The organism is Qipengyuania marincola, assembly GCF_029688625.1.
Taxonomy (GTDB): domain Bacteria; phylum Pseudomonadota; class Alphaproteobacteria; order Sphingomonadales; family Sphingomonadaceae; genus Qipengyuania.
This window is the reverse complement of sequence record NZ_JARULC010000002.1, coordinates 879,595-897,435: the sequence shown is the minus strand read 5'-3', so window position 1 is coordinate 897,435 and position 17,841 is coordinate 879,595. Positions and strand designations below refer to the sequence as shown.

Annotated in this window: 20 protein-coding genes; 12 read left to right on the top strand and 8 right to left on the bottom strand. The window is 61.7% G+C overall.

Translation table 11 applies throughout. From position 1 onward, the window contains the following. Nucleotides 1-7 precede the first annotated feature (7 nt). The 8 genes from P8Q88_RS09715 (at nt 8) to P8Q88_RS09680 (ending at nt 6,910) form a co-directional block, all read left to right on the top strand. Nucleotides 8-1,117 (top strand): tetratricopeptide repeat protein, encoded by a 1,110-nt coding sequence (locus tag P8Q88_RS09715; protein WP_278323618.1) that lies wholly within the window; start codon nt 8-10, stop codon nt 1,115-1,117. Further along, complete coding sequence (locus P8Q88_RS09710) at nt 1,114-1,728, top strand: hypothetical protein (RefSeq protein ID WP_278323617.1); 615 nt, start codon at nt 1,114-1,116, stop codon at nt 1,726-1,728. Before P8Q88_RS09715 ends, P8Q88_RS09710 begins: the two co-directional genes overlap by 4 nt. Next, nucleotides 1,725-2,285, top strand: coding sequence for an SEL1-like repeat protein (locus tag P8Q88_RS09705; protein WP_061921394.1), 561 nt, complete (start codon nt 1,725-1,727; stop codon nt 2,283-2,285). The genes P8Q88_RS09710 and P8Q88_RS09705 overlap by 4 nt, the downstream gene beginning before the upstream one ends. Beyond that, nucleotides 2,282-3,103, top strand: a complete 822-nt coding sequence (locus tag P8Q88_RS09700; RefSeq protein ID WP_278323616.1) for a hypothetical protein — start codon at nt 2,282-2,284, stop codon at nt 3,101-3,103. Before P8Q88_RS09705 ends, P8Q88_RS09700 begins: the two co-directional genes overlap by 4 nt. Before the next feature lie 14 nt (nt 3,104-3,117). Further along, a complete protein-coding gene (locus P8Q88_RS09695; RefSeq protein ID WP_278323615.1) occupies nt 3,118-4,263 on the top strand; it encodes a hypothetical protein in 1,146 nt (381 codons plus the stop codon). Between the two features lie 45 nt (nt 4,264-4,308). Continuing rightward, a complete protein-coding gene (locus P8Q88_RS09690; protein WP_278323614.1) occupies nt 4,309-5,493 on the top strand; it encodes a tetratricopeptide repeat protein in 1,185 nt (394 codons plus the stop codon). 120 nt (nt 5,494-5,613) lie between these two features. Next, entirely contained in the window at nt 5,614-6,006 is a 393-nt protein-coding gene (locus tag P8Q88_RS09685) for a response regulator transcription factor (protein ID WP_278323613.1), read from the top strand. A 499-nt stretch (nt 6,007-6,505) separates the two neighbouring features. Next, entirely contained in the window at nt 6,506-6,910 is a 405-nt protein-coding gene (locus P8Q88_RS09680; protein WP_160662035.1) for a response regulator, read from the top strand. On the opposite strand, the gene P8Q88_RS09675 is transcribed toward P8Q88_RS09680, so the two are convergent. The 8 genes from P8Q88_RS09675 to P8Q88_RS09640 form a co-directional block, all read right to left on the bottom strand. Then, nucleotides 6,903-7,982 (bottom strand): sensor histidine kinase, encoded by a 1,080-nt coding sequence (locus P8Q88_RS09675; RefSeq protein ID WP_278323612.1) that lies wholly within the window; start codon nt 7,980-7,982, stop codon nt 6,903-6,905. The genes P8Q88_RS09680 and P8Q88_RS09675 overlap by 8 nt on opposite strands. 273 nt (nt 7,983-8,255) lie before the next feature. Continuing rightward, nucleotides 8,256-8,882 carry a DUF305 domain-containing protein gene (locus P8Q88_RS09670; protein WP_278323611.1) on the bottom strand — a complete coding sequence of 209 codons (627 nt, stop codon included), beginning with the start codon at nt 8,880-8,882 and terminating at the stop codon, nt 8,256-8,258. Continuing rightward, nucleotides 8,883-9,062, bottom strand: coding sequence for an ion channel (locus P8Q88_RS09665; protein WP_278323610.1), 180 nt, complete (start codon nt 9,060-9,062; stop codon nt 8,883-8,885). A gap of 51 nt (nt 9,063-9,113) precedes the next feature. Further along, on the bottom strand, nt 9,114-11,480 hold the full coding sequence (locus P8Q88_RS09660) for a heavy metal translocating P-type ATPase (RefSeq protein WP_221538604.1): 2,367 nt from the start codon (nt 11,478-11,480) through the stop codon (nt 9,114-9,116). 39 nt (nt 11,481-11,519) lie between these two features. Next, nucleotides 11,520-11,984, bottom strand: a complete 465-nt coding sequence (locus P8Q88_RS09655; RefSeq protein WP_278323609.1) for a DUF411 domain-containing protein — start codon at nt 11,982-11,984, stop codon at nt 11,520-11,522. After that, a complete protein-coding gene (locus P8Q88_RS09650) occupies nt 11,984-12,355 on the bottom strand; it encodes a hypothetical protein (RefSeq protein WP_221538600.1) in 372 nt (123 codons plus the stop codon). The genes P8Q88_RS09655 and P8Q88_RS09650 overlap by 1 nt, the downstream gene beginning before the upstream one ends. Nucleotides 12,356-12,366: 11 nt before the next feature. Then, nucleotides 12,367-13,011, bottom strand: coding sequence for a DUF2231 domain-containing protein (locus tag P8Q88_RS09645; protein WP_278323608.1), 645 nt, complete (start codon nt 13,009-13,011; stop codon nt 12,367-12,369). Then, entirely contained in the window at nt 13,008-13,283 is a 276-nt protein-coding gene (locus P8Q88_RS09640; RefSeq protein WP_278323607.1) for a metal-sensitive transcriptional regulator, read from the bottom strand. The genes P8Q88_RS09645 and P8Q88_RS09640 overlap by 4 nt, the downstream gene beginning before the upstream one ends. A 93-nt stretch (nt 13,284-13,376) precedes the next feature. Between P8Q88_RS09640 and P8Q88_RS09635 the strand changes: the two genes are divergently transcribed. From P8Q88_RS09635 to P8Q88_RS09620, 4 genes are all read left to right on the top strand, one after another. Then, nucleotides 13,377-15,197 carry a copper resistance system multicopper oxidase gene (locus tag P8Q88_RS09635; RefSeq protein ID WP_221538593.1) on the top strand — a complete coding sequence of 607 codons (1,821 nt, stop codon included), beginning with the start codon at nt 13,377-13,379 and terminating at the stop codon, nt 15,195-15,197. Next, a complete protein-coding gene (locus tag P8Q88_RS09630) occupies nt 15,197-16,351 on the top strand; it encodes a copper resistance protein B (RefSeq protein WP_278323606.1) in 1,155 nt (384 codons plus the stop codon). The genes P8Q88_RS09635 and P8Q88_RS09630 overlap by 1 nt, the downstream gene beginning before the upstream one ends. A gap of 13 nt (nt 16,352-16,364) precedes the next feature. After that, nucleotides 16,365-16,871, top strand: coding sequence for a YybH family protein (locus P8Q88_RS09625; protein ID WP_278323605.1), 507 nt, complete (start codon nt 16,365-16,367; stop codon nt 16,869-16,871). Nucleotides 16,872-17,007: 136 nt separating this feature from the next. Then, the gene (locus tag P8Q88_RS09620) at nt 17,008-17,619 is read left to right on the top strand and encodes a PepSY-associated transmembrane domain-containing protein (protein WP_278323604.1); all 612 of its coding nucleotides are present in this window, start codon (nt 17,008-17,010) and stop codon (nt 17,617-17,619) included. Nucleotides 17,620-17,841 lie beyond the last annotated feature (222 nt).

The window sequence follows — 17,841 nt, the reverse complement described above, 5'->3', positions numbered from 1 at the left end:
GGCCACAATGAAGAACTTCGCAATCGCCGCTGCCGTGATGGCCAGCCTGTTCCTTGCTGGACCGCAAGCCACGATGGCGCAGGTCGACCGCAGCTCGGCCACCGAGCGGGCGTGCAAGGCCAAGTACGACGACATCTTCGCCAACCTCAACAGCTCCAGCCCCACCAAGCGTCGCGTAAGCGACGACGAAATCGGCTGGGCGCTGCGCTACGAGCAGGTAAAGAATGCCGGAAAGCCGTGCTCAGAGGCGGATGCGAAAGCCCCGACAACGGCCCAAACGCAAACCGCTGCAGCCGCGTCCAAGCCCCCGATGGTGGTCGAAGCGGGCGGCGAAAGTGCAGCGCTGAAAGGCCAGGCAGCCTACAATGCGGGCGATTTTGCCATGGCGCGCAGCCGCTATGATGCAGGGTGCTTTACCGAAGGCAACGGCGCGGCCTGCACCAATCTCGGCGCGATGGCGACCAAGGGCGAAGGCGGCGGGGCCGACTTGCCGCTCGCCCGTCGCGCCTACCAGAAGGGCTGCGCCAGCAAGGTGGCCGAAGCCTGCGAGAATTACGGCTCGATGCTGAAGGCCGGGCGCGGCGGCGCGCAAGACCATGCGGGGGCCATTGCCCCGCTGACCACGGCCTGCAAGGCTGGCTTCGCGACCTCCTGCTACGAACTCGGCACGAGCTACTATTTCGGACGCGTCGGCAGCGGCCCGGACTATGGCAAGGCACGCCAGTATCTCTCCAGTGCCTGCCCCGGCTATGCGGCCGACGGATGCTACGCGCTCGCAATCCTGCAGCGCGACGGAGGCGGCGGTCCAGTCGATGCGGCGGGCGCGGCCAAGTCGTTCAAGCTGTCGTGCGAGGCGGGAAAGTCCGACGGGTGCCTCGAATACGGCGTGGCGCAATATTCCGGTTCCGGCATCGCGCAGGATCTTGCCGGAGCGCGCAGCAGCTTTGCGCAGGCGTGCAACACCGGCAATGCCGGGGCCTGCATGAACGCCGGGATCATGGCGCGCGACGGCCAGGGCGGCGCAGCCGATCCTGCCTCCGCCAAGCGATTCTTCGCCCTGGGCTGCAAACTCGGCATCCAGGACGGCTGCACGCTGGCGCAGCAGGTCGGTGCGTGATGCTGGCCGTCGCCTCAGCCGCCCTTACCCTGGCCGCCATTGCAGGCACGCAGCAGACCGGCGCAGAGCCCTCGGAGGACCAGCGCGATGTCCAGCTCTGCGAGTTCCGCAAGACCGAAATCGTCCTCAACAGTCTGGGCGGGCCTGCCGCCCGTCCGGTGTCCGAGCAGGAACTCGCCTGGGCAAGGGAGCAGGAGCAGCGCGCCGAACGCGGAGACCCGTGCGAACCGTCGCCCGGCATGGTCGACGCTGCCACGCACAATGCTACGTTCGAAGCCGGTACGCAGTGGGGCCTGACGCCGCAGACCACCGACGAGCGGCTGCTGTGCGCTGCCGTCTGGAATCGCTGGAACTATGCGGTCGAAACCGCGGCCGATCCGTTGTTCGTCTCGGCGCTGCGCCCGGAACTGTCCGCCGCGAACGCAGCCGCGCGCGAGCCCTTCTGGCGGGACGAAGCCGTGCGCCAGCTGGACGATGCGGCGGACGTCGGAAGACTGGGCAAGGAAGAGGCCAAGGCGGAAGAAAAGGCCGACGAACTCTACGCAGCCTATGCCAATAGCGAACAGGGCGGCCTAGGCACGCTGATGGAATATCTCGCGATATGCAAATGAGACGATTTTTCCTCGGCCTGGCCACCCTTGGCTGCCTCGCCGCCGGCGTGCCGCTTGCTGCGCAGGCGTCGGGCCAACGGGACGATCAGGCGATCGAGCAGGATCGCGAGAGCGTGCGACAATTCATGCGGCTGGGTCTGCCCGATCAGGCGCGCCCGATCCTGCGCGGCCTCTGTTTCGAGGACAGCGATGCCACCGCCTGCCAGAATTACGGGGTGATGGCGATGACGGGCGAAGGCGGCGTACCCGACATGATCGATGGCCGCGCAGCGTTCCGCAAGGGGTGCGATGGCGGACTGTTTGAATCCTGCCAGAACTATGCCGATGCGCTGGTGAACGGCGAAGGCGGAGCGGTCGACGATCCCGGCGCGCTCGGCATCTACCTGTGGCTTTGCCAGAACAGCTATGGCGGCCGCAACTGCTTCCGCGCCGCCAGCATGGTCGAGGAAGGGCGCGGGATGACCGAGGCCGATCCCGCCAAGGCACAGGAAGGCTATCGCCGGGCGTGCGAACTGCGTTTCCGCCCGGCCTGCGAACGCGTGAGGAGCGATCCATGAACTATCGAGCGACTATCGGTGCGGGCCTGACGATGCTGGCCTGCCTGACCACGGCTGCATCGGCCGATCCGGGATCGATCGATGGCGAAGAACCGGAGATGTTCGACGATCCCTACACCCTCGTCTGCCCGGACGGCGGCTATGAAAGCGGCTGCGCGCGCGACGATATCGAACGCGCGGTCGATCTCGACGACGGATACGCAGCGGGGCTGGCGAGCGATTGCCTGTACCGCACGCGCGCCGACTGCCGTGTCCTTGCCAGCGGGCAGATCGCTGCGCTGGCGCTCGACACCACGCTGCACTGGCAATTGCTGGCGCTGCAACCGAACGACGATCCGGCGAGCGAGATGGCCGTGCTGATCGAGCAGGACGGAGCGGTGCCCGTGTTGCTCCTGTCCCACCAGACCGAAGGTTATTTCGACGCGCCCGTCGCTGTGCGCGATGGCGACGGCAGGTTCCTGCTGCACTTGCCCGCACGCAATCGCGGGCTCGGCAATGCCGATCTCGTCCTGATGAACAGCCGCCAGGGCTGGAACTGGACCAGCGCCGACGCGATCATGCGCGAGGCCGATCGCCTGTTGCCTGCCGGATTTTCGCTGGCCAGCCCGGTCGGCTTCAACCTGCGCGAGGGCAGCGCCTTTGCGCTGGTGCGCCGCGAGGGCGATCCCGGTTGCTGCGCGACCGGCGGCATTGCGAACATCGATTTCGAGCAGTCGGACCACGCCCTGTCGATCAGCCGCGTCGCGTTCACCGAAACGCAGGTCGTCGGCGAAACACACTACGACTACCCGGGCGCCGCGAACGGGGGCGGCCAGTGAGGATCGAAACCGCAATGCACCGCTTGAAGAATCTCGGCCGACTGGCAGGCGCCATCGCGACCGTCACAATGCTCGTCCCTTACCCCGCGTCGGCCCAGCAGCCCTCGGAGCAGGCGCAGCTGTTCTCGCTGGTCTCGCAGGCCGAATGGCTCGACCGCAAGTGCGATGCCTTCACGCCCGAAGGCCAGTTCGTCTATCGCGAGATGCGCCGGCGGTTGATGCTGGGTCGCCTCGATTCCGAATACGACCAGTTGCTGGCGCGGGTCGCCCCCAATTTCACCGCGCCGTGCGGCGATTTGCCCCGCCGCGAGGCACTCGGCGAAATCCGCGACTACTTTAACCGCCAGGGCGAATTCATGCTCGCCCTGCACCACTTCCTCCCCGCCGACACGGCCTGCAAGGGCGCGCGCGATACCGCCCACCTGCGCCCGCGCGCGGCAAGGGCCTGGCAGGCCCTGTCGGCACGGGGCGGAGATGCGCCCTCGGCGGAGGTGATGGCTTCGCAGGCGGAAATACTGGAAGATCACTGCCAGCAGGCCGCGCAGAGCCCCGTAAGCTTCATGGCACCCGGCGCACATCTCGGCACGTTCATGGCGCAGGACATGGAAGCAATTTACGCGAAGCCAGCGGCCTATCGCGGCACAATCGTGCTGCGTTACCTCCATGATGGCGAAGCGCCCGATTTCGACAAAATGACCGGTTTTCGCGATCCTGACGAAACGCGCGGCGAAGATATGGTCGCAGCGGGCGCGATGACGCTTGAGGGCGGTTTCGAACTGGCGGTGCTGACCGACAGCCGTCTCGTTTTGACTGCCGCCAAAGGCGAGTACGACGCACACCCTGTTCCCGCACGCGCATTCCTGATGGCAGGCGCGACGAGTTATGAAGGGTCGCGCGTGCCCGGCCCCGCCGGACCGACCAGCGCGCGCTTCGTGTTCGACCGTGCGGACAGCGCCGCCCTGCTCGCCTCGTCCACAGGACCGGAGACGGTCACGATCAGGCTGCTCGATGAAACAGGCGCAGAGCGCTTCGCCGAGAAGGAATACGAGGTCCGCAGGAGACGCGGACGCGAGATCGTGTTCGAGAAACGCAAGGCGATCGTGCCGGTAGAACCCTTCCGCATGGCGCTGGAATATCACCGCGCACCTCGGTTCGACTGAACGCGGCCCGATCCTGCACGCCAAGCTTCTACCGAAAGGACGATCATGACAGTCGCCATCCCGCCCGCCGCAGTCCTGAGGCAAGCCCTGCGCGCCTCGCTCGCCCTGGTTCTGGTCGCGATGCTGTCAGGGCTGGTGTCCGGCCCGGCCGTTCATGCTCAGGCAGAAACCGCCGAAAGCCTGACGGCAGCCTGTGACGACGATCGCGACGCGGATGCGTGCATGGCGATGGCGATCAAGTCCTATGAGGGGCGCGAGGTCGCGCTCGACCATGCGCTTTCCCGGCGCTTCTCCGCAAAGGCCTGTGCCGAGGGCGCCATGATGGGCTGCAACCTGCTGGGGGCCTTGCTGCAGGATGGCGCGGGCGGCCCGCAGGATCTCGCCGGGGCGGCGCGCAATTTTCGGTACGCGTGCCAGGGCGGCTATGACGGCGCCTGCTTCAATCTCGGTCAACTGCTCTACAACAATTATTCCGGCGATCCCGCCGATCTCGTCGAGGCGCGTGCCGCGTATGCAAAAGCGTGCGAGGCGGGCATGGTCGATTCGTGCAACAACCGCGCGATCTTGCTCAAATACGGCGAAGGCGGGGATGCAGACCTGCCTGCGGCCCGTGCGCTGTTCGTCCAGAGCTGCGAAGCCGGGAGCGTCAACGCCTGCGCCAGCGCAGGTTACATGCTGATGGTGGGCGAAGGCGGTCCGGCAGACACCGCCCGCGCTGCGGAATGGCTCCGCTCGTCCTGCGAGAGCGGTTCGGCCTTCGGCTGCGACAATTACGGCATGGTCCTGCTCAACGGGCTCGCCGGAGACCGCGACCTGCAAGGGGCCGCCGCGTTGTTCACCCGCGCCTGCGATGCGGGCGAAGGCAATGCCTGCCTCAACCTCGGCGGGATGCTCTACAACGGCGTCGTGGCCGAGCGCGACCTGCCCGCCGCCCGGTCCCGCTTCTCGACCGGATGCAGGCTCGGCAGCAACGACGCGTGCGGGTTCCTCGCCCAGATGGCGTTCGACGGCGAAGGCGGCGAACAGGACCGCCCGCTAGCCCGTCAGATGTACGCCTCACTGTGCGAAACCGGCGGCGTGGCGGATGCCTGCCTGCTGCTTGCGGTCATTGCCGAAAACGGCGCAGGCGGCCCGCGCGACCTGGACGCAGCCTATCGCGCGCTCGGGCGAGGCTGCGAGTTAGGCAACAGGAATTCGTGCCTGCTGCTGGAACAGCGCGCCCGGGAATAAACCCAAGAACAAGGCCGTTGTGCATCCCGGTGCGCCAGCGGCGAGGCCTGAAACGATGATGACAATGCCCATTAACCAGCTTCTTGCGGCTTTACCGCAGGGGCGCTCAACCGCCAGACTATGACGACCGCCGTATTGGCGTTCAGAGACGAAAAGCAACGGCCCGTAGAAGTTCTATTTATCGAGGATGACCTCCGCGCCGCCGCGGAAATGCACGAGCTCGGATGGCAGGAAGGCGATACGGTCGTGGTCGAAACAGATGGCCTGTCGGGCCTGCGTGACGCAGTGATGGAAGTCTTCGATGTTGTTATTATGGACCGAATGCTGGGCGATGCCGATGGAATCTCGCTGGTCGGCGACTTTGTAAGGTTTGGTTTTCTTCTTCAAAGCTTGGAGCCGAGCTTCGGTAAGAGGCATGTGCGGGCCTTTTCCCAATTTGCTTTTCTCAAAAGCCCACGAAAAGGCCCGCCAACATTCGCGGCCAGAATAGTCAGGGACGAGCCGAGATTCTAGCATTCGGGCTCGTTAACAACCGAAAGAAACCGGAAAAGACGACCCGAGACAATAGATTGGAGAACCAATGTGAGTCCTCAAGATTCTTCATTTTCTCATTATATTGCAGAGCTTTAAAGCGATGGCGCCAGAAGAGGCATCGCATTCGATCTTTTTTCCGATGTATTTTCAAATCTTTATCAAATTCGGTACGGCCAAAAAGCCCTCAAAAGGCCCGCAAATGGCGCTTAATGTATTGGTTTGATGCCTTTTTAGGGACTCAAGATTGCTTCTCTGCCTCCGGGAGACCAGCCATACCTACGTCCGCTGAGCGCCCTAATTTCAGCCTTTCGAGCCGGTGTTATAATCGACTATTACCACGATCCATATCCGTGCGACGTTCAACACGCTGCAGCGTCCTGAGCGTAATGCCCACGCGTTGAACGAGGGAACAAAAATGTAGCTAGCCCGTCTCTTGAGCTCAGCGCATCAACAGACCTTCGAACCCTAATTGCGATCCATGCCGACCACCATTCTGATTGTTGAAGATGAAGTCCTTATAGCTGTCGAAATGGAGGCGGTGATTCACGATCTCGGTCATGAATCCGCAGGGATTGCCGATGACATGCAATCAGCATTGGCGAAGGCTTCGGACGCCATCGATGTGGCTCTCGTCGACGTCAACTTGGCTGACGGAGCCACGGGCCCCAGAGTGGGCGAAAGACTTGCCTCGGATTTCGGGATCGAGGTCATCTTCGTGACGGCCAATCCCGCGCAGCTCGGCGAAGGGGTAAGCGGAACGCTGGGTGCGCTTGAAAAACCGGTCGATCTCGGCATTCTCAAGCAGGTTCTCGACTATGTCATTGCGATCCGGAAGGGCGAAAATATCGATCCGCCTGCCCGTTTGAAGCTGTTTTTCAACTAGGCTCCTGTAACCTGCTCTTTCGGACATCCATGACGAGCTCAACGCCATCGTCATGCCAGATTCTTTTGTAATCGCCTCCTAGCTGCTGCTTCGCGGCCAACTCGATGAGGCGACTTCCGAAACCAGTTTGAGGCTCACGCGCCTTGTCGATGTGCGCTCCGTGTTCCCTCCAGCGGAAGCGGACCATCTCGTCCTCGGTTGACAGATCCAGCGAAATCCTCCCGTTGGGATTGGACAGAGCTCCGTACTTCATAGCGTTGGTGGCCAGCTCGTGGAACACCAATGCGACCGGCGTGGCGGCGCGGCTTTCGACCGCCATATCGGAGCCGGAAATCGCAATCCTTCCTTCGGAAAAGGCAGGATAGGTCTCGAAGATCGTCGCAAGCAGCGTGGCGAGGGTCACTTCTTTGCCCTCGGGCTGGGACTTTTCACTGTGCGGCCGGACGAATTCGTGCGCGCGCCCCAGCGCGGAAATCCGGCCTAGCAAGTCGCGCGACGCTTCGCCGAACGCTTCATTTGCGCGCGCAGTCAGGCTGATCAAACCGGAAACAATCGCGAAGATGTTCTTGATGCGATGGCTGAGCTCCTGGCTCAGGATTTCGTTTTGGAGGGCGGTGCGCTTCTGCTCGTCGATATCCGTACAAGTGCCGATCCAGCGCTGGATATCACCCTGCTCGTTGAGGATCGGCAGCGCACGACCGATCATCCAGCGATAATCACCGCTGTGATGCCTCAGGCGATATTCAACCTCGTACGGTTCGCCGGTAGCGAGGCTGTGGTTCCATTTATTCCATGCATCGGCCTGGTCATCCTCATGAAACATCCCGGCCCATCCTTCGCCGTCGGTTGATCCGACAGGGACACCCGAGAATTCATACCAGCGCGCATTGTAATAATCGTGGGAGCCGTCGGGAAGAGTCGACCATACCATCTGCGGCATGGTGTCGGCGAGCGCATGGAAAGCGGCTCCGGCGGATTGCAGCGCATGCTCTTTAGCCAGGGGCAAGACATCCGGCGCCGAAGAGGATTCGCGGCTGCCAAGCTGGAAATTCGTGATGACTTTTGCATTCATAGCCAGCTTGTGACCTTCCCGGGATGAACAGAATCGGACCGATTGGATACCTGTCGTATCTTGTTGATTTTCAAACGTCGACGCTGCTCGCTCACGCAAGGCGGTGAGACACGCGGCCGAGACGAATCGAGAGCCTCAAATCCCCCGCGGCATCGAAACCGGTTGCTACCAATAGGGTCACTCAACGAGCCATCTCTGCACAGCCATCCGATCGCGTTTTTATCCCGCAAATTTCCGATTTCGCGAATTGCGGGATAAATCCGTTCAGAGCCTCTATTCGCCCAACGTAACCTCGTCGCGGACCTCCGGGCCAATAGGACGCTCGACTGCCTTTTCGGCTTCCCGCAGCAATTCCGGTGTCAGACTGGTGGTCCGCGCGGGGAGCGGCGTGCCGTCGCCAATCTCACCATTCCTTTCGATGTCTTCCATCAGCATCTTCATCTCGGCGATTTCCTTGACTTGGGCTTCAATGATCGAATCCGCGAGCTTGCGAACGCGTGGATCGGTGATCTCGGCTCGCGAACTCGTCAGGACGGCGATCGAATGGTGAGGGATCATAGCCGACATGTACTCTTCGTCGTTGACGGTCGCCTGGCTGCGGACCAGCCACAGCGCCACCGCGAAGGTCAGGGCACCGACGCCCAGGATGATCAAGTTCTTGGTCTTGTCCTTGTACATGCCCCACATGAAGAGAAGCATTACGATCATCATCATGCCGCCCATCACAAAAGTCATCCAGAAGCGGGTCTCGCTCCAGAATACGTGATCGAGCTCGTACGTATTTAGATACATCAGGCCGAACATGATCGCGGTCGAAGTGGCCACCATCGCCATGAAGCGCCAGTAATTGCCCCCACCGCCGTGGTGCTGCTGGTGATCCGGGTCCTGGTTATCGGCCATTCAATCCTCCTGCTGGCTCATGGTCTTGTATACGTACTGGGCCGTGCATCTGATCAGGATGAAACCCGTCAGCGACGCAATGCCTGCAATCTCCCTGAGGTGATCGGTCGGATAGATGCCTCCCAAGCCCACCGTCGTCACGGTGATCAAGGCGAAGTAATCGTAATCCATGGCCGACATGGCCGGTTCCTTTGCGAACCCGCCAAGCTTTTCCGATTGCCGTAGCCGCGATCATTTCTGACCTTCGGCCAATGTCGGAAGCCTTAGCCCACGCAGCCGCAAGGCATTGGCAATGACCGAGACCGACGAGAGGCTCATCGCGGCGGCTGCGATCATCGGATTGAGAAGGAGGCCGAAGGCAGGGAACAACACACCGGCTGCTACAGGGATACCGAGCGTGTTGTATCCAAAGGCGAACACCAGGTTCTGACGGATGTTCCGCATGGTGGCGCGCGACAGGACGATGGCTTGGAGCACACCGGTGAGGTCGCCGCGGACCAGAGTGACGCCGGCGCTCTCGATCGCGACATCGGTACCGGTTCCCATCGCGATGCCGACGTCCGCAGCCGCCAGCGCAGGCGCATCGTTGATGCCATCCCCGGCCATAGCAACGCGCTTGCCTGAAGCCTTGAGAGCCTCGACCTTGCGATGCTTGTCTTCCGGCGAAACGTTGGCTTCGACCTCGTTGATACCGATCTGGCGCGCCACGGCTTCGGCAGTGGCGCGGCTATCCCCAGTGAGCATCACCACGTCGATTCCGCGCTCGTGCAGCGCCCGGATGGCCGCAGCGCTGGTCGACTTGATCGGGTCGGCGACCGCGATAAGTCCTGCCGGTGCACCATCGATGGCGACGAACATTACCGTCTGGCCCTGTGCGCGGCCTGCCTCTGCCGAACCGAGCCATTCCGGATCCTCGATACCCAGCCGACGCATGAGTTTCTCGTTGCCGATAGCAACCATGCGCGATCCTACGCGGGCTTCGACACCCTCACCGGTGGTGGACGAGAGATCCGACGCAGCTTGGAATGTCACTCCTCGTGCCTTGGCGCCTTCCACGATGGCGTGGGCGAGAGGATGTTCGCTTCCTGCTTCGACTGCTGCGACGGCGGAAAGGAAATCCGTTTCATCAAGGCCATCGCGAGGGGTCACGGCTACGAGATCGGGTTTGCCCATTGTTAGCGTGCCGGTCTTGTCGACCACCAGCGTGTCGATCTTTTCAAGCGTCTCGAGCGCCTCGGCGTTGCGAATGAGGATGCCGTGCTGGGCGCCCTTGCCGGTACCGGTCATGATCGACATCGGCGTAGCTAGTCCTAGCGCGCAAGGACAGGCGATGATGAGGACCGCAATCGCATTGACCAGTGCATAGGCCAGCGCCGGGAAAGGCCCCCAGATTGCCCAGACAATAAAGGTAACGACCGCTATCACGACCACTGCAGGCACGAACCAGGCCGCGACTTGGTCGGCCAGGCGCTGGATCGGTGCCCGGCTGCGCTGTGCCTCGGCAACCATCTGGACGATCTTGGACAGCATCGTATCCTTACCGACTGCGCCAGCGCGCATCACAAAGCCACCCGTCTGATTGACCGTTCCGCCGATCACCTGGTCGCCGACCTTCTTGGAAACCGGCAATGGCTCGCCGCTGATCATGGACTCGTCGATGGAGCTCGCGCCTTCGGTCACCTCGCCATCGACCGGTACCTTGTCACCCGGGCGGACGCGGAGCAGGTCACCGCTCGCCAAATGGTCGAGCGACACTTCACGCTCGTCGCCGGCCCCGAATATCTTGACCGCTGTCGGCGGCGCGAGTTCTAGAAGCGCACGCAGCGCGCTCGATGTCGAGCCGCGCGCCCTGAGTTCAAGCACTTGGCCGAGCAGGACAAGTGTGGTGATGACCGCCGCCGCCTCGTAATAGACACCGACGTGGCCAGAGTGATCGCGGAAGGCAGGCGGGAATATATCGGGCAGGAGCGTCGCGACGAGGCTGAACAGAAAGGCAATCGCAACACCGAAACCGATCAAGGTGAACATGTTGAGATTGCGGGTCTTGATGGATTGCCACGCCCGCACGAAGAAAGGCCAGCCACCCCACAGCACCACCGGTGTAGCGAGAAACAGTTGGGCCCATTGCGCACTTGCCGGCTCGATCAGCCGGTCGAAGCTGATCCCGGGTACCATGTCGCTCATCGCGTAGACGAACAACGGCAAGGTGAAGAGCGTGCTGACCCAGAAGCGCCGCGTCATGTCGACGAGTTCGGGATCGGGTCCATCCTCCAGACTGACCGTCTCGGGCTCCAGCGCCATACCGCAGATGGGGCAGCTTCCCGGTCCTACCTGGCGGATCTCGGGATGCATGGGACAGGTATAGATCGTCCCTTCGGGAACGTCCTCAACCTGATTGAGATGCGCGCCCGAAAGATAGTGCTCCGGGTCGGCTACGAACTTGTCCTTGCACCGCGCCGAACAGAAGTAGTGGGTCGCACCATCCTGCTCAGCGACATGTGTGGCGCCCTCGATCGTAACACTCATGCCGCAGACGGGATCGATCGCGCTGCCTTCCCCTCTCGCATCCTCCGTGTGATGGGTATCGCAACAGCTCATAGTCGGCCTCCTCTGCGTGGCAGGAGTGTGTGATCGAGATCAGGGATAGGACGCGAAAATCTCACGGCGGCCATTGCCGAAAGCGATGACCTGATAGGGCTGGGTCCGTCCCCCGGCTTCCATACCTGGCGAGCCGAGCGGCATACCTGCGACCGCCAGACCCTGGACCCATTCGGGCCTTTCAGCGAGCAGGCGCTCGACGTCAGTTGAAGGCACATGTCCTTCTATCACATAGCCGTCCGCGATCATCGTATGGCACGAACGCAAGTCATCTGGCACGCCGTGCTCAGTCTTTACCGACGCCATGTCGGGGTGATCGACCGTCTCGACCTCGTGCTTTTCACCGTGGCGCATATGCGCTGCCCAGGCTTCGCAGCATCCGCAACTGGGATCGCGGTACATGGTGAAGTTCGCAGCCTGAGCTGCGCCTGTGCATGCTACGAGAAGTGCAGTGCCGAGCACGGGCAGAAAGGGGCGGCGGGTCTTGTTTCCATTCGATTTCATCAGTCGTGTCCCATGGTTTTCATGTCCTCTTCCGACATGTTCGACATGTCGTGCCCGGCATGCGGATCCGCAGCGGCCGTTGCGGTCGGGGCAGGTGCAGGTGTCGCCACAGGGGCAGGGCTGGCCTTGCGAGCCGAAGCAGTGGGCGATGAACTGGGCGAAGGAGCCTGGGTAGGAACGGCAATCGGCTCATCCGTTGCGGGCGTGGCCGTAACTTCGGGCTTGGTCGCAGCGGGAGAAGCGATCGTCGTCTCAGCTGCCGGCGCTCCATCATCGACCGGCATTTCGGGGTCACCGCATGCTGCAAGCGTCAACAGGCAGGAAGGCACAACAAGCAACTTTCCAGCGAATGCGAGGGTAACGGGACGCATGAGAGGTTCCTTTAGAGCTTAAGATGATTGAGTCCGTGGGCGAGCTCTCCACCCATGAAGCCTTGAACAATGAGCAATGCGGCAATCGGAAAAAGCAATGCGCGCAGAGCAGCGCGCGAACCTGAAGCGCGGTAAGCAATCCAGGCTGCTGCAATGCCCAGGACAGCAATCAGCATGCCGTTCCAGCGGTGGACTTGCATGACGAAATCGCCGCCGAACCACAGGCCAGTATGTATCCACCCGAAGAGGGCGGCGAGGACACCTCCCGCAGCGCCGCCAAAGATCATGATCCTTACGGCCGCTTCACGTTCGGGTGTACGGTGGGACATAACGAACAGCTCGGTAAGCGCGGCCATCAAGAAGAGCGCTATCGGAAAGTGGACCGTCGCCGGATGCAGGCTCTTGAGAACGCCGATGATACCTTCGCTCTGAGCCTGCTCGTCATCGTGACCTTCCACGGCTTCATTCGAAATCGCAGCGGTTCCCGTTGCCTCGATATCGTGCCCGGGCTGAGCATGGGCGACCTCGCTTGCCGCTGGACGCGCCTCTTCGCCGCCGTGCTTTTCGCCGCCGTGCTTTTCGTCACCGTGCGCGAACGCAACCATTGCCGAGAGGAAGAGGGCCAGGCTGGCGAAAAAGCGGAGAACGGAAGTCACCGCTTTGCCTTCTCGAACAGGTCGACCAGCTCGCTGAACTTCTGTTTCTGCTCGTCAGCGTCACCGCTGGCAATCGCGTCAGCCACACAGCACGCAGCATGGCGCTTGAGTATCTCGCTCTCGGCCCGACCCAGTGCGGCCTTTATTGCCTGCACCTGATTAAGGACGTCGATACAGTAGCGATCGTCTTCGATCATCTGCGCGACGCCGCGCACCTGTCCTTCGATCCTGCGAAGACGATTGACGATGCGGGAACCATCGGTTGCTGACACGTTTTGCACTCCATCTGCCGCAATACCCCGCGGGGTATCTTGCAATACTCCTGGGGGGTATATATGACAAGGGCCAAAGGAGTTGCAAGACCCATGTCCGAATTGCTGGTTTCACGTCGACGACTGTTAGGGGCTGGAGCGCTGGGCGCAGGTGCATTGGCCCTGCCTGCCTGGGCCCGCGGTGCCGATCTGCACGGTAATGAATCTATCCGCCCCGGTTTCGACGAGGTGTCGGGCCGCGACATCGCTCTGACAATCGGCGAAGGGCCTCGCGTCGTGCAGGGGCGTCGCGGACACGCGATCGCCGTCAACGGCAGCGTGCCGGGTCCGCTGGTTCGCCTCAAGGAAGGTCAGCCGGTTCGGCTCGCGGTCACGAACACGCTCGATGAAGACAGCTCGATCCACTGGCACGGCCTGCTGCTGCCTTTCCAGTTCGACGGCGTTCCCGGCGTCAGCTTCCCGGGGATCAAGCCGGGTGAGACATTCGTTTATGACATTCCCGCGCTGCGACAGAGCGGCACCTACTGGTGGCACAGTCACTCGGGGCTGCAGGAGCAGGCGGGGCACTACGGCCCGATCGTGGTCGAACCCGCCGCAACCGATCCGGTCCAGGCCGACCGCGATTACGTCCTGTTGCTGAGCGAATTCACCCCTCTCCATCCACATACCATCATGGACAAGCTCAAGAAGGGCGAAGGCTACTTCAATTACCAGCAGAATACCTGGACCGACGACTATCCCCTGTCGGGCGAGGACCGCAGGATGTGGGCGCGTATGCGCATGATGGCGACCGACATTCTGGACGTAACGGGTTCGACCTACACCTATCTCGCCAACGGGCGGGGACCGGAAGAAGGGTTGGAGTATCTCTTCAACCCCGGCGAACGGGTGCGGCTGCGCATAATCAACGGCAGCGCCATGACGTTCTTCAATGTTCGTATTCCCGGGGTTAAGTTCTGGGTGGTCGGCGCCGATGGCCAGAACGTGCGCCCGGTCGAAGTTGAAGAATTCCAGATAGGCACGGCAGAGACTTACGACATCGTTGTCGAGCCGACTGGCGAAGCCAGGACGATCATCGCCGAGAGCATGGACCGGTCAGGCATGGCTGTGGCCACTTTGGCATCCCGCCCCGGTGCGCGGGCAAGTGTACCGCCCCTACGCGACCCCCCGCTGCTGACCATGGCGGACATGGGCATGAACCACGGGTCGGGCGGAATGGATCATGGCGGTGGTGACATGGCCGGGATGGACCATTCGGCCATGGGCCATGACATGCCATCGCAAGGAGCCGCTGCCGAGCCGATGGGCGGGATGGATATGAGCGGCATGAACATGCGTGACACGTCCAAGCTGCCTTCCGACGTAAGGATCGGCCCCGGTATCGACATGGTGTCGATGAACCCTGTCGATCGCATGGGCGATCCGGGTCTTGGCTTGGACAACGTACCCCACAAGGTCCTCAATTACAGGGATCTCGTTGCGCTCGAATCTAATGACGATTTGCGCCGCCCATCGCGTCAGATGGAAATCCATCTGACGGGCAACATGGAGCGCTACATGTGGTCGTTCGATGGCAAGAAGTTCACCGCCGTGAGCGACGATCCCATCCGCTTCGCCTACAATGAGCGTGTCCGGGTGAAGCTGGTCAATGACACGATGATGGCGCACCCGATCCATTTGCACGGGCACTTCTTCGAACTGGTCAACGGTGCACCTGCCGATCGCCAGCCGCAAAAGCATACCGTTATCGTGCAGCCCGGTGGCAGCGCTACCTTCGACCTTACCGCCGACGAAGAGGGCGACTGGGCCTTCCACTGCCACCTGCTCTATCACATGCACTCTGGCATGTTTCAGATCGTGACCGTCGCGCCGCGGGGCAACCAGCCCGATGTGAAGCGGGTGGGAGAAGACTGATGCGCCTGCTTGTCGCCATGCTCTTCGTGAGCACCGCCGCCCCCGCTATCGCACAGGACCATTCGGGCCACGCGATGCCTTCCGCGCAATCACCTGCTCAGACCGAATGCGAAAAAGAGGCCGAACGCCACCGCGCTATGGGCCATTCGGTGCCTGAGGGGGCGTGTGCGCCCAAAGCGCAACCAACCGAACCTGCGCAGGACGGCCATACCGGCATGGACCATTCTCAAATGGACCATTCCCAGATGGACCATAGTCAGATGCAGGGCATGGACCACTCCACCATGGATCATGCCAAGATGGAAGGCATGGACCATTCCGCGATGGGCCATAAAAACACGCAGCAACCCGAACAGACAACCATGGATCACGGTGCGATGGGGCACGGTACCATGGACATGACACCCATCCCGGAAGGGGCGCCTCCGGCTGCGGCAGGATCGGGTCCGCCACGCGCTGCCGATGCGATCTGGGGTGCCGATGCCATGCGAGCCTCGCGCAATGCCCTTCGCACCGAGAACGGCGGCATGAAGGTGTTCTGGTTCCAGGGCGACCGCGCTGAATATCGCGCGCGAGAAGATAGCGATGGCTATCTTTGGGACGTGCAGAGCTACTACGGTGGCGATACCGACAAATTCTGGTTCAAGAGCGAGGGCGAAGGCGCCTTCGGGGAACAGTTGGAGTCCGCCGAGATACAGGGACTTTGGAGCCACGCGATCGGACCGTGGTGGGATCTTCAGGTTGGCGTCCGGCAGGATCTGACCGGTCCCGAGCGCACCCATGCCGTCATCGGTGTGCAGGGTTTGGCACCCTATACTTTTGAACTCGATGCAGCCGCTTTTCTGTCAAACAAGGGCGACCTGACTGCAAGTGTAGAAGGCGAGCTTGACCAGCGCATCACGCAGCGCCTTCTCCTGCAACCTCGGGCTGAGGTAAGTCTTTCTGCTCAGGACATTCCCGAGCTCGGCATCGGTGCGGGCCTGGATTCGGTCGAACTGGGGCTGCGCCTCCGTTACGAAATCGCTCGCGAGTTCGCCCCGTACATCGGGGTAGAGCAGGAATGGAAAGTTGGCCAGAGCGCGGACTATGCGCGTCTCGCAGGGGAAGATCCCAGCGTGACAAACTACGTCGTCGGTGTCCGATTCTGGTTCTAAAGAGAGGACTACAATGAAGTTTGCATATTTTGCGGCTTCGGCTGCAGCCGCACTCGCTGTAGTGCCTGTTGCGGCTCAAGCTCAGCACTCCGATCATTCGGCACACGACACACACGGCGATGTCCAGGACGCGCTCGAGCAAGATGCGCAAGCAACGCTCGTCGCCTACCGAGACGCCTTGGTCGCGCGAGACGAGGCCGCCATGAGAGCGCTGTTCGCAGACGATTCCATGGTGTTTGAGAACGGCAAAGCTGAAGGCTTCTTTGCGCAGTACATGGAGCATCATCTCGGCCCCGAACTGGGCGAGATCACCGAGTTCACTTTCACAAATCCGACGGTGAATGTCCGGATGGTCGGCCATGTAGCGTTAGGCCATGAAACCTATCGATACCGGATTGCCCTTAAGGACGGCCGCGTGATCGAGCGAGACGGGGTCGCCACGTCCGTCCTGACTCACGGGCACAGCGCATGGAAAATCGCCCAGTATCACTCCTCGTCCCGCGCCCCGCGTCCGAACTGATCAGGCAGTCGATTTTAAGATGGCAATCCAACGGTCGCGTAAGCTTCGGCTGCATATCTTCGGTAGCAAAGTCCACAAATGACTGGCCGTCTTCGTAGGCGTGCAAGTTCTGTTGTGGATGGGCACCGGCACACTCATGTCTTATCTGAAGATTGAGCACGTCCGCTCCGAGCACGTCATCTCGCGCGAGCCTGCGCCATTAAGCACTAACGCGGCACTGCCCGCATGGGCGTCAAATGGCGGAGATCTGGTCTCGGTCACGACTAAAATGATCAACGCTAGACCGATGGTGGAGCTGCGCCGTTCGGACGGCACCACAAGCCTTCATGACCCTTCCACCGGACGGCTCCTCTCGCCCCTACCGCGCGAGACTGCAGAGGCAATTGCCTTGAATGCCTGGTCTGGGCCCAAGGCTACCATCAAGGGGACCACTTCGGTTGCGAAGCCAGTCGGCACCGAATTCAGCGGTCCTTTCCCGGCGTGGCAGGTGCAATTCGGTGACCCGGATGCAACGCGTCTCTATATCGACGCGTCCAATGGCGCCCTACTGGCTGCGAGAAGCGACACATGGCGCTTCTTCGATTTCATATGGGGGCTCCACATCATGGATTGGAACGAGAGGCATCGGATCAATAGCTGGTGGTTGCTATTGTTCGGCATTGGCGGGACCGTCATTGCTGTCTCCGGCTTCGTGCTTCTTGCCAACCGCTTTCCCAAACTACGTCGTCCCCGCGCAAGGCGAGCGTAATTCGCTGCGTCCGGCACACCATTAGAACCCAAACTCTTCGGTCTGCTTAGCTAGTTTATTTGTACAAGAGCCGACGGTCCGCTTCCGACCTTAATCTCGGTCGTAGAAGATCAATCGCGCCAGTCCTAAAACCGGACATTCAAACGGCATCGGACTAAGTCAGCTCGGCGCCCCAATCTCGGCCGTTCGAGTGGTCGCGAATTTCGCCCGAAAGCTGTCGTT